Below are 12,249 nucleotides of genomic sequence, written 5' to 3'. Positions count from 1 at the left end.
TACCGGTATGAATCCATGGGTAGCCATTGGCGCGCTGGGTCTGGTGGGGCTTGCAATTCCATTGAGTATGATGGTTGTTTCGAGCCTCCTTAGACCAACCGTGCCAGAACAGGGAAAATCCGCCACCTACGAGAGCGGTGAAATTCCAACCGGGACGACGCGCATTCGGTTCAACATCCAATACTATATGGTTGCGCTGTTGTTCGTCGTCTTCGACATCGAGACTGTCCTCATCTTCCCTTGGACGGTCATCTATCGCAGCGCCATCGAAGGTGGCGTCAGCCTTGCGACGGTGCTCGCTCCGATGTTGGTTTTCATCACGATACTCGTCGTCGGCCTCGTTTGGGCATGGCGCAAAGGTGCGGTGCGGTGGGTTCGTAGCCCCCGCGAAACGCAACGGAGAGTGGAACAATGAGCAACGAACCACGAGAATTTATTCAGGGTAGCACAGCACCCCAGACCAAAACTCGTGAGGCCCGAATGGGCGACGGCGTCGATAACCGCTTCAACTCGAAGCTTCGAGAAGCGTTCGGCGCATCCCCGTTCATCCTCACGAAGTTCGACAAGTTCATGAACTGGGTACGGGGGTCGTCGATGTTCATGCTACAGTTCGGTATCGCCTGCTGTAGCATCGAGATGATGCACACCTATGCGGTCAAACACGATTTAGACCGTTTCGGTTCAGGTGTGCCACGCGCATCGCCGCGACAGGCCGACGTGATGATCGTCCCCGGGACGGTCGTTTCGAAGTTCGCACCGCGGATGAAGCGCGTTTACGACCAGATGCCGGAACCCAAGTTCGTCGTGAACATGGGGTCGTGCGCCATCAGCGGCGGCCCGTTCCAGGAAGGGTACAACGTCATCAAGGGTGCAGAAGAGGTCATTCCGGTGGACATTCACGTCCCCGGTTGCCCGCCGCGCCCCGAGGCACTCGTCTACGGCGTCGTGAAAATGCAAGAGCGAATCGCCAACGGCGAAACAAGTCCGGTGACGGTCAAACCGTACGAACTGGAGCAGTTCCGCGATTTGGAACGCGACGAGTTGGTCGATTCGCTCGCAGACCAAATCGACGAAGAGTCGCTCGTCATGCGCTACAACTGGGCTGATTCACCATGAGTTCGCAAGAAGAGATGCCGACGACCCAAGAGGTCGACGGTGACAAACTCGCCGAGCTGCTCGGTGACTCCGTCATTGGACGTGAAGAACACCTGAACGCGCCCGGATTCGTCGTTCGACCCGACGAAGTCGAGAAGGCACTCAGGACTCTGCGTGACGAGGCTGGATTCGACCACCTCTCGATGCTCACGGCGCAGGATTACGAAGACCGATACGAGAGCGTCTACCACCTCAAAAAGTACGCCGACCCGACACAGGAAGCGAGCGTCGTCGTGCCGACGCCGCTCGACGCGCCGACACACCAGAGCGCGGAACCTGTGTACCGGACAGCAGAGTGGCACGAGCGTGAGGCCTACGACCTCGTCGGAATCGACTACGACGGCAATCCCGACCTTCGTCGGATTCTGTTGCCCGAAACGTGGCAAGGACATCCGCTCTCGCGGAACTACGACCAAGACCAGCCACAAATCGTCTCGTTCAACGAGCACGAGAATCCCATCGAGGGCGACCACCTCGACGAGGATTCGGACACGATGTTCCTCAACATCGGTCCACACCACCCGGCGACACACGGCGTGCTTCACCTGAAGACGACCCTCGACGGCGAACAGGTCGCGGACGTTGACCCGGACATCGGCTACCTCCACCGCTGCGAGGAGCAGATGGCCCAGAACGGAACGTACCGTCACCAGATTATGCCGTATCCCGACCGTTGGGACTACGCATCCGCCGGCTTGCTCAACGAGTGGGCCTACGCGCGCGTGGCCGAGGACTTGAACGACCTCGAAGTGCCGGAGTACGCACAAGTCATCCGGACGATGGGTGCGGAACTCTGCCGTATCGCGTCACACATGCTGGCGATCGGAACGTTCTGTCTCGACCTCTACGGCGACTTCACTGCTATCTTCATGTACTCGATGCGCGACCGCGAAATCGTCCAGAACATTCTGGAAGATTTGACGGGCCAGCGCATGATGTTCAACTACTTCCGTCTCGGCGGCGTCGTCTGGGACCTCCCGGAGCCGCGCGAAGACTTCTTCGAGAAGGTTCGTGACTTCTTGAACGACCTCCCGCCGACGCTGGAGGAGTACCACGACCTCATCACGAGCAACGAAATCCTACAGATTCGATCCATCGACACGGGAGTACTCGAACCGGATGTCGCAAAGCAGTACGGCGTCACTGGGCCGGTTGCCCGCGGGTCGGGCATCGACTACGACCTGCGCCGCGACGACCCATACGGCTACTACGACCAACTCGACTGGAACGTCATCACCGAAGACGGCTGTGACAACTACGCGCGCCTGCTCGTTCGCATGCGCGAAGTCGAGGAGTCCGCGAAAATCATCGAGCAGTGCGTCGAACTGCTCGAAGATTGGCCGGAAGACGAACGCGAGATTCAGTCGAACGTTCCCCGGACGCTCAAACCGGAAGCGGACACCGAAGTGTACCGCGCCGTCGAAGGAGCGAAAGGCGAACTCGGTATCTACATTCGCGCGGACGGGACGGACAAACCGGGTCGATTCAAGATTCGGAGTCCGTGCTTCTGCAACCTGTCGGCTCTCAGAGAGATGTCCGAAGGAGAGTACATTCCCGACCTCGTCGCTACGCTCGGTAGTCTCGACGTGATTCTCGGGGAGGTTGACCGATGAATTTCGTCCCGCTACAGGAAAGCCCGGTGCTTTTTCCCGAGCAAATCGCTCGGGCCCTGTTCGGAAACAATCCTGCCGCGTGGCAGGAGATGCTGTCGGCGCTTGTTGGTGCGGCTATCATCGGCACCATCATGTTGACGATGACGGCAGTCGCCGGACCGTGGGCGAAACGGAAGATTACCGCCGCATTCACCGACCGTATCGCGGTGAACCGCGTCGGACCGTTCGGCCTGTTCATCATCATCGCGGACGCAGTGCGACTGCTCGGAAAAGAACTCATCATCCCGGATGGCGCTGACCGTCCGGCCTTCGACCTCGCGCCTATCGTCGTCGTGTCGTCGGCGCTGCTCGGTTTCGCGGTTATTCCGATGGGTTCCCTTTTCGGCATCAATCTGCACCTCGCTGACCCCGAGACGGGGCTGGCGTACGTGTTCGCCGTCGCGTCCATCGCCACGCTCGGACTGACGATGGGTGGCTACGCGTCGAACAACAAATACTCGCTTCTCGGCGCACTTCGTGCGGTGGCACAGAACATCGCCTACGAAATTCCGCTCATCGTGACGGCGGCGTCCGTTGTCATCTTCGCGGGGTCGCTCCAGATGAGTACAATCGTCGCCCAACAGCAGGAGACGCTGTTCACCATCGGTGGCTTCGCCATCCCGGCGTGGTACGCCTTCGTGAACCCGTTTGCGTTCGTCCTGTTCATGGTGGCCAATCTGGCGGAAGTCGGGCGGAACCCGTTCGACATCCCGGAAGCACCGACGGAAATTATTGCGGGATACCAGACCGAGTACTCCAGCGTGTACTTCGTGCTGTTCTACCTCGGTGAGTTCCTGCACATCTTCCTCGGCGGTGCCATCATCGCCACCGTCTTCCTCGGTGGTGCCGACGGCCCCGCCTCGGGGTCGATTGGCTTCATCTGGTTCACCGTTAAAATCTGGGCGGTGTTCCTGTTCACGCAGTGGGCACGGTCGGCGATTCCACGTGTCCGTATCGACCAACTCATCGAAATCGGTTGGAAGGGCATGCTCGTGCTCTCGTTCGCAAACTTGGTTCTCACGGCCGTCATCGTGGGAGTGATGCTATGATCGGAATACTCAAAGGAATGGCAACGACGATGAAGCACGCACTGGGTGGAACCACGTTCACGGTCGAATATCCTGACGTGGCACCCGAGGTCAGTCCGCGCTTCCGCGGCATCCACAAGTTCAGCCAAGAGCGCTGTATCTGGTGCCGCCAGTGCGAGAACGTTTGTCCGAACGACACGATTCAAATCGTTCAGGACGACCAGCGCAACGGCGAGCAGTACAACCTCCACGTCGGGCAGTGTATTTACTGCCGACTCTGTGAGGAGGTCTGTCCCGTTGACGCGATTTTGCTCACCCAGAACTTCGAGTTCACGGGTGACACGAAAGACGACCTCGTCTACAACAAAGAACAGTTGAAGAACGTCCCCTGGTACAAAGACATCGACCCGCTCGAATCCCGCGAACCCGACCGTTCCGCGTGGATTGGAGAGGGCGAGGGAGCAGTAGACTACCAGTAACCACGCCCGTCTCGAAATCTTAAAAGGGCGTTTATCCAAACCCAAAGGTAACCGAAATGGTATACGAAATAATCGCGTTCGGGCTGTTCGCCGCGGTCACAGTGGCGAGTAGCTTGGGCGCTGTCCTGGTGCGGGACGTGTGGCATGCTGCTCTATTGCTCGGTACTTCGTTACTGAGCTTTGCAGTCCACTACGTTATGTTACAGGCGGAGTTCGTTGCGGCGATGCAGATTCTCGTCTACGTCGGCGGGGTTCTCATCCTCATAACGTTCGCCGTCATGCTCACACGTCGTTCAAGTACAGAGGAGGTAACTAACGCATGACATCGAAACCACGCTTGCACGATACATCGACGATGCTTCCCGGCCTCGTCGCAGTCGCGCTCTTCGGCGTTCTCGCAGTGGTGTTCCTCGGCGCGTCGTTCGGCGACGCCGCGGGCTTCCCCAGCGGAGCGGGAATCACCGCGGGAATCGGCTACGCAATGTTCAACATCACCAGCGTCGAGGGCCAGAACATCATCCCGAGCGAAGGGTTCCTCGTGGCGTTCCTGATTATCGCGCTCGTGCTGGACGCGGCGCTCGACGGTGCGGTTCTACTCGCCAGCCGCGAAGAAGACGGCGAGAGTACCCGTCAGGTCGCTACGGACGGCGGAATGACCGGAGGTGACGACGAGTAATGGCTGTTGCAGTCGAATACTATCTACTGCTTTCAGCCGCCGTGTTCTGCACGGGCCTGTTCGGCATCCTCACGCGGCGGAACGCGCTGATGTTCCTCATCAGCGTCGAGCTGATGCTCAACGCCGCGAACATCAATCTCGTCGCGTTCTCCCACTATCACGGCAACCTGACCGGCCAAACGTTCAGCCTGTTCACGCTGGGGCTGGGTGCCGCGGAAGTCGCGGTGGGTATCGGAATCATCCTCGTGCTGTATCGTAACTTCAAGGACGTGGACGTAACCCAAGCGACGACTATGAGGTGGTAACAATGGCGGCAACTGCATTCGAACTGGCACCGGTAATCGCACTCCTGCCGTTCGTATCGTTCCTGATTGCACTGCTCGGCGGCGAGTTCGCCCGAAAGATGCTTCCGAAAGGGGGCGCGATTCCGGGCATCCTCGCAACCGCCGGGTCGCTCGCCCTGTCGATATGGGTGTTCGTCACGGTGTCGAGCAGCGGCTCCTACCACGAGACGATAGTGTGGGTCGAAGGCCTCGAAACGTTCAACCTGCACTTCGGCATCCTTCTCGACCCGCTGTCGGCAATGATGCTCGTCATCGTCTCGCTCGTCGCGGTTCTCGTCCACGTCTTCAGTCTCGGCTACATGAACGACGAGGGCGAAACCGGCCTGCCGCGATACTACGCCGGTCTTGGCCTGTTCACCTTCAGCATGCTCGCGTTCGTCTTCGCGGACAACCTGCTGATGGCGTTCATGTTCTTCGAACTCGTCGGGCTGTGTTCGTACCTGCTCATCGGGTTCTGGTTCCGCCAACCCGGCCCACCGAGCGCCGCGAAGAAGGCGTTCCTCGTCACCCGCTTCGGTGACTACTTCTTCCTCATCGGCGTGGTGGCGGTGTTCGCCACCTTCGGCACGGCGCAGTTCGCGGGCGAGAACTCGTTCGCGCACATGGCGGAAATGGCACTCGGCGAAGGCGGCGCTGGCGAAGTAACCATCCTGTTCGGACTCGACCCGCAGGCGTGGTTCTCCATCGTCGGCCTGCTGGTGCTGGGCGGTGTCGTCGGTAAGTCGGCACAGTTCCCACTGCACACGTGGCTTCCCGACGCGATGGAAGGCCCGACGCCCGTTTCCGCGCTGATTCACGCGGCGACCATGGTCGCCGCAGGTGTCTACCTCGTTGCGCGCATGTACGGCTTCTACGCCCTGCTTCCGCAGGTGCTCGCCATCATCGCGTTCATCGGCGGATTCACGGCGCTGTTCGCGGCGACGATGGGCGTCGTCAAGCGCGAAATCAAGCAGGTGCTCGCGTACTCCACCATCTCGCAGTACGGCTACATGATGCTCGGACTGGGAACCGGTGGCTACGTCGCGGCGACCTTCCACCTGATGACCCACGCCTTCTTCAAGGCGCTCCTGTTCCTCGGAGCAGGGTCGGTCATCATCGCCATGCACCACAACGAGGACATGTGGGACATGGGCGGACTCAAAGACAAGATGCCCGTGACCTACTACGCGTTCCTCTCGGGGTCACTCGCACTCGCGGGCATCGTCCCGTTCTCGGGCTTCTGGTCGAAAGACGAAATCCTCTACGAGGCGCTCGTCCACGGTCTGAACAGTCCGATTCTGTTGGGCGCGTACGCGATGGGTCTGCTCGCAGTGTTTTTCACCGGGTTCTACACCTTCCGGATGGTCGCGTTGACCTTCCACGGCAAGCCTCGATCTGACACCGCGCGCAACCCGCACGGCGTCGGCTGGAACGTCAAAGGACCGCTCGCGGTTCTCGGCGTGCTGGCGGCCGTCACCGGACTGGTGAACATGGTTCCGGTGCAGAAACTCACCGGCACCGAACTGGACTTCCTTCACCAGTGGCTCGACAGCGGGCCAACGGCGCTTAGTGCCCACCACTACAGCGACCTCACGCACGACTTCGCTCACTACTCGGCGGGCACCATCGGGTCGGAACAGCTGACCGTTCTGCTCGGTGCAGCCGTCTCGCTGGGACTCGCACTCGCGGGTGCGGGACTCGCGTGGAAGCTCTACGCGGTTCCCTCGCCGGTCAGACACACCGACAAGTTGGGCGGTGCGAAGACGGTGCTGTTCAACAACTACTATCTCGACGAGGCTCAGGTGTGGCTCGCAACCGGTGCCACGCTCCCCCTCGCGCGAGCGGCGGACAAGTTCGACGGCGGCATCATCGACGGCGTCGTCAACGGCATCTCCAGCGTGAGCCTGTTCGGCGGAAGTAAGGTGAAACGGATTCAGAGCGGTATCGTGACGAACTACGCGCTGCTACTCACGGCGTCGTTCGTCGTCCTGCTTCTCGTCATCGGCTTTACCGGAGGTTGGTTCTAGATGATGATAGAAGCACTTCTCGCGGTAACACTCCTCAGCGCGTTCGTGGTGTTCCTTGCGCCCGATAAGGTCGCGGGGAAACTCGCGTTCGCGTTGAGTCTGCTCCCGCTCGGCGGGAGCCTTTGGATGTACAGTGCCTTCGACGGGAGCGGCAACGCCCTGCTGGGCGGAACCCTCGCCTTTGAAGAGATGTATCAATGGGTCAATCTCGGCCCATACGCGCTTAACTGGCACGTCGGACTGGACGGCATCAGCATGCCGTTGCTGGTGCTGACGACGGTGCTTACGCCGCTCGCAATCCTCGCGGCGTGGACGCCCGTACAGTCGCGCCAGAGCCAGTTCTACGGCCTCATGCTGTTCATGGAGATGAGCCTCCTTGGTGTCTTCGCGGCGCTCGACTTCTTCGTCTGGTTCATCTTCTGGGAGATGGTCTTGGTGCCGATGTACTTCCTCATCGGCGTGTGGGGCGGCCCACGCCGAAAGTACGCGGCTATCAAGTTCTTCGTCTACACCAACGTCGCCTCGCTGGTGATGTTCATCGGGTTCATCGCGCTCGTCTTCGGACTGGGTGATTCGGTGACCTCGCTCGACTTGCCAGCAATCACGGATGCGCTCAACAACGGCGAACTCAGCGGACTCGGTGGTATCGACGCAAACACGCTGAAAATCGTCGCGTTCTTCGCCATGTTCGCCGGGTTCGGCGTGAAGGTACCAATCGTCCCGTTCCACACGTGGCTTCCTGACGCTCACGTTGAGGCACCGACGCCGGTGTCCATCATGCTGGCGGGCGTCATGCTGAAGATGGGTACCTACGCGCTCTTGCGATTCAACTTCACGATGCTCCCGGAGACGGCGAAACAGTTCGCGTTCATCATCGCCCTCGTGGCGGTCGTGAGCGTTATCTACGGCGCGATGCTCGCGCTTGCCCAATCCGACTTGAAACGCATCGTCGCGTACTCCTCGGTTTCCTCGATGGGGTACGTCATCCTCGGATTGGTCGCGTACAATATGTACGGCATCGGCGGCGCGACGTTCCAGATGATCTCGCACGGTCTCATCTCGGGGCTGTTGTTCATGGCGGTCGGCGTCATCTACAACACAACGCACACCCGGATGGTCTCGGATATGTCCGGACTTGCCGACAAGATGCCCATCACGGTCGCGGTGTTCATCGCGGGCGCGTTCGGCTACATGGGACTTCCGCTGATGAGCGGATTTGCCGCGGAGTTCTTCATCTTCGTCGGCGCGTTCCAGTCCGCGGTGCTCCCTGGCAACACGCTCGCGCTGTTCACCGGCGCGGCGATGTTCGGCATCGTCATCGTCGCGGGCTACTACCTCTTCGCCATGCAGCGAACCCTGTTCGGCCCGTTCCGCCTCGAAACCGATTACGAGGTCGGACGAGCGTCGTTCCACGACGTCGCACCCCTCGTGGTGCTCATCCTGCTCGTCATCCTGCTCGGTGTCCAACCGGACATCTTCTACGGGATGATTCAGGAATCCGTGCGTGACATGGCGCTCATTACGGGAGGTGGTGCCTGATGGCACAGCCATTCGGTACCGGTGCCGACTGGGTGACGATGGCTCCTGCCATCACCCTCGCCCTGACGGCAATGTTGCTGTTCATTGTGAACAGCATCTCCCCGAATACGAAAAACCGTCCACTTCTCGTAGGACTCTCGACGCTCGGCACTGTCGTCGCTGGCGGCATCGCGGTGGCGTTCCTCGCCACGGGAACCGGTGAAGAGGCGGTTTCGCTGTACGACGGCGCGCTCGTCGTGGACACGATGAGCCTGTTCTTCACGCTCATCTTCACCAGCGTCACCGTACTGGTCTGTATCGCGAGCTACGACTACATGAAAGGCCAGCCGTACATGGCGGAGTTCTACTCGCTGGTCATCCTCGCGACGACGGGGATGACGCTGATGGCGAGCGCGAACAGTCTGGCGACGGTGTTCGTCAGTCTCGAACTCGCCAGCCTGCCGTCCTACGCGCTGGTCGCAATCCTGAAGAAAAACCGCGGGAGCGTCGAGGCAGGACTCAAGTACTTCCTCATTGGGGCACTCTCGTCGGCCATCTTCGCGTACGGTATCAGCCTCGTCTACGGCGTTACCGGCCACCTGCAACTCGAAGCGGTTGCAAGCAATCTCAACGCGGAAGCGTTCCCCGGCGTCCTCGGCATCGGTGTGCTGATGGTGCTCGGTGGCTTCGCGTTCAAGACGGCCTCGGTTCCGTTCCACTTCTGGGCACCCGAGGCATACGAAGGCGCGCCCGCGCCCGTTTCGGCGTTCCTGTCCTCGGCTTCGAAGGCCGCCGGGTTCGTCGTCGCGTTCCGCGTGTTCGTCACGGCGTTCCCGATTGCAGAACTCTCCGCGACGGTTGACTGGGTGCTCGCGTTCCAGATTCTCGCCGTCGTCACGATGACGCTCGGGAACTTCGCCGCGGCCACCCAAGACAAAGTCAAGCGCATGCTCGCGTACTCCTCGGTCGGACACGCGGGCTACGCGCTCATCGGCCTCGCCGCACTCACCGGAGTGGGCGGTGCGAACGACTTGGTCATGGGCGGTGCCATGCTCCACCTGCTCGTCTACGGCTTCATGAACACGGGTGCGTTCCTGTTCATCGCGCTGGTCGAACAGTGGGGCATCGGCAGAACGTTCGAGGATTACAACGGACTGGGAAGCAAGGCCCCGATGGCCTGCCTCGCCATGACGGTGTTCATGTTCAACCTCGCCGGACTTCCGGTCGGGGCTGGCTTCATGAGCAAGTACGCCCTGTTCACTGGCGCGGTCGGTGCCGGATTCTGGTGGCTCGCCGCCGTCGGTGCAATCAACAGTGCGCTGTCGCTTTACTACTACTCGCGCGTCGTCAAGGCGATGTGGGTGGAGGAACCGACGAGCGAACTGACGATTCGAAGCACCCCAACCGGCCTCTACGTCGCAGTGCTCGCCGCCGCCGTTACGAGTGTCGTCCTGCTCCCGGCCTTCGGGCCGCTTGCAGACACGGCGTACAGCGCGGCCGCGACCCTGTTCGCGTAGATTTCGAATCGACCGATTTTCGACTTTTTTGGCGATGGGATTTGGGCTGTGAGCTGAGCGTTTGTTCGTGAATTGGAACGGGATGTGATTGCCTACTGATTGCAAATACGTTGGTCTCCCTCCTTTCTTCTCGAAACACGTTCTGTACGGGAGTCGAGGTCAAACACTACAACCGCGAGTTTCGAAAACCCATCACAAACACCGAGTAAAACCACGTCCTGCCCGCAAAGGATTCCCAACAGGTTTTAGGTGCCCGACTAGCAATCGGTGGTAGAATGGTTTCGCGGCTCATGCTCGGCTGTGGTTCGGTCGGGTATGCACTCGTCGAGTCAGTGGCCGAATGGCCCGGCAGTCTCGTCGTCGTCACGGAGGACGAGAGCAGAGTCGAAACACTGCGCACGGAGGGCATCTCGGCCACTCGCGGCGACCCCACCGACCCAGCGGTTACGAAAGGACGACCGCGGGTTGACATCGCGTTCGTCGCGGGCGACGACCCCGAGAAAAATCTGGCATCGGCGCGCGCAGTCCGCGAAACGCATCCGAACGCCTACGTCGTCACCTACGCGGGAACCGAACCAAACCGGAGTATTTCGGATGAGTTAGAAACTCTCGCAGACCGAGTCATCGCCCCCGGAACGCTCATCACCGACCACCTGCTGTCGATGACCGACCAAGATACGGCGTTTCGGACACAGGAACTCCGGCGAACCCTCCGCGACATCGACGGTAAACTCGGGATTTTCATGCATGACAACCCCGACCCGGACGCCATCGCAAGCGCGGTCGCGTTGGAAGGGTTGGCCGAGTCGGTTGGAACGGAGGCGGAGACGTGCTACTACGGCGCGATTTCCCATCAGGAAAACCGGGCGTTCGTCAACCTGCTGGAGTTGAATTTGCGCAATCTCGACCCCGGCGACGACCTTTCGGAGTTCGGGGGGTTCGCGCTGGTCGACCACTCCAGTCCGGGCGTGAACGACCAACTGCCGGAGGATACGCCGGTAGACGTGGTTATCGATCATCACCCGCCGAACCATCCGGTCGAAGCGCGATTCGTGGATTTGCGTAGCGACGTCGGCGCGACGAGTTCGCTGCTCGCAGACCATTTAGAACATCTCGGCATCGACCCCGCAGAACGGGTCGCAACCGGGCTTCTCTACGGGATTCGCGTGGACACGAAAGATTTCACCCGCGAGGTGTCCGAATCGGATTTCGAGGCGGCGGCGTTCTTGCTCCCACACGCGGATACCGGAACGTTGGAGCGCGTCGAGAGTCCGTCCATCAGTCCCGACACCTTCGATACGATTTCCCGCGCGATTCGCAACCGCGAACTCGACGGAACCGTGCTGGCGAGTTGCGTCGGCGCGCTTTCGGACAGGGACGCATTGGCGCAGGCCGCAGATCGTCTGCTCAACATGGACGGCGTGAACGTCACACTCGTCTTCGGTTTCATGCAGGGAACCGTGTACGTCTCGGCGCGCGCGCGCGGAACGGACGTTGACCTCGGTGAAACCATGCGGGCCGCGTTCGGCCAAATCGGAAGCGCGGGCGGGCACGCCGACATGGCCGGGGCGCAGATTTCACTCGGTCTGCTCGGCGAAGTCGAAGAGGAAGAAGAAGCCTCCCTCTCAACCATCGTCGGCGAGATAATAACCGATCGATTCTTCGAAACCGTTCGTTCCCGACCGGGACCGGATGGGTTCGAATCCGCCGAGGAACACGTCGCTGCATTCGACATTCAACTCGCGGAGAGCGACGACGAGTAGGGAGGTACAGTTCGGCGTCCGTCAGCAGTTGGCGTTAGCAGAAACGGTCGGGAAGTTTTTTGCTTGGCACAGCGTGGGTACTCTGCATGGACGAGGCCGAGGAGGAAAACG

12 protein-coding genes are annotated in these 12,249 nt (G+C 60.4%); all 12 read left to right on the top strand.

Features of this window, described 5'->3' with window-relative positions; translation table 11 throughout:
* Positions 1 to 7: 7 nt before the first annotated feature.
* The 12 genes from HL45_RS11065 (at position 8) to HL45_RS11010 (ending at position 12,138) form a co-directional block, all read left to right on the top strand.
* Positions 8 to 415: an NADH-quinone oxidoreductase subunit A gene (locus HL45_RS11065; RefSeq protein ID WP_049971160.1), complete on the top strand. Its 408-nt coding sequence runs from the start codon at positions 8 to 10 to the stop codon at positions 413 to 415.
* Positions 412 to 1,116, top strand: coding sequence for an NADH-quinone oxidoreductase subunit B (locus HL45_RS11060; RefSeq protein ID WP_049971159.1), 705 nt, complete (start codon positions 412 to 414; stop codon positions 1,114 to 1,116). The genes HL45_RS11065 and HL45_RS11060 overlap by 4 nt, the downstream gene beginning before the upstream one ends.
* Complete coding sequence (locus HL45_RS11055) at positions 1,113 to 2,768, top strand: NADH-quinone oxidoreductase subunit D (protein WP_049971158.1); 1,656 nt, start codon at positions 1,113 to 1,115, stop codon at positions 2,766 to 2,768. The genes HL45_RS11060 and HL45_RS11055 overlap by 4 nt, the downstream gene beginning before the upstream one ends.
* The gene (locus HL45_RS11050; protein ID WP_049971157.1) at positions 2,765 to 3,856 is read left to right on the top strand and encodes a complex I subunit 1/NuoH family protein; all 1,092 of its coding nucleotides are present in this window, start codon (positions 2,765 to 2,767) and stop codon (positions 3,854 to 3,856) included. Before HL45_RS11055 ends, HL45_RS11050 begins: the two co-directional genes overlap by 4 nt.
* Positions 3,853 to 4,314, top strand: coding sequence for a NuoI/complex I 23 kDa subunit family protein (locus HL45_RS11045; RefSeq protein WP_049971156.1), 462 nt, complete (start codon positions 3,853 to 3,855; stop codon positions 4,312 to 4,314). The genes HL45_RS11050 and HL45_RS11045 overlap by 4 nt, the downstream gene beginning before the upstream one ends.
* 56 nt (positions 4,315 to 4,370) lie before the next feature.
* Entirely contained in the window at positions 4,371 to 4,637 is a 267-nt protein-coding gene (locus HL45_RS11040) for an NADH-quinone oxidoreductase subunit J (RefSeq protein WP_049971155.1), read from the top strand.
* Positions 4,634 to 4,990 (top strand): proton-conducting membrane transporter, encoded by a 357-nt coding sequence (locus HL45_RS11035; RefSeq protein WP_211250850.1) that lies wholly within the window; start codon positions 4,634 to 4,636, stop codon positions 4,988 to 4,990. The genes HL45_RS11040 and HL45_RS11035 overlap by 4 nt, the downstream gene beginning before the upstream one ends.
* The gene (gene nuoK, locus HL45_RS11030; RefSeq protein WP_049971154.1) at positions 4,990 to 5,295 is read left to right on the top strand and encodes an NADH-quinone oxidoreductase subunit NuoK; all 306 of its coding nucleotides are present in this window, start codon (positions 4,990 to 4,992) and stop codon (positions 5,293 to 5,295) included. Before HL45_RS11035 ends, nuoK begins: the two co-directional genes overlap by 1 nt.
* 2 nt (positions 5,296 to 5,297) lie before the next feature.
* Complete coding sequence (nuoL, locus tag HL45_RS11025) at positions 5,298 to 7,340, top strand: NADH-quinone oxidoreductase subunit L (protein ID WP_049971153.1); 2,043 nt, start codon at positions 5,298 to 5,300, stop codon at positions 7,338 to 7,340.
* The gene (locus HL45_RS11020; protein WP_049971152.1) at positions 7,341 to 8,879 is read left to right on the top strand and encodes a complex I subunit 4 family protein; all 1,539 of its coding nucleotides are present in this window, start codon (positions 7,341 to 7,343) and stop codon (positions 8,877 to 8,879) included.
* The gene (locus tag HL45_RS11015) at positions 8,879 to 10,375 is read left to right on the top strand and encodes an NADH-quinone oxidoreductase subunit N (RefSeq protein WP_049971151.1); all 1,497 of its coding nucleotides are present in this window, start codon (positions 8,879 to 8,881) and stop codon (positions 10,373 to 10,375) included. Before HL45_RS11020 ends, HL45_RS11015 begins: the two co-directional genes overlap by 1 nt.
* Before the next feature lie 275 nt (positions 10,376 to 10,650).
* On the top strand, positions 10,651 to 12,138 hold the full coding sequence (locus HL45_RS11010) for a DHH family phosphoesterase (RefSeq protein WP_049971150.1): 1,488 nt from the start codon (positions 10,651 to 10,653) through the stop codon (positions 12,136 to 12,138).
* The last annotated feature ends 111 nt before the right edge of the window (positions 12,139 to 12,249 follow it).

Source organism: Haladaptatus cibarius D43, from assembly GCF_000710615.1.
Taxonomy (GTDB): Archaea; Halobacteriota; Halobacteria; order Halobacteriales; family Haladaptataceae; genus Haladaptatus; species Haladaptatus cibarius.
This window is presented reverse-complemented; position numbering and strand designations above follow the sequence as displayed.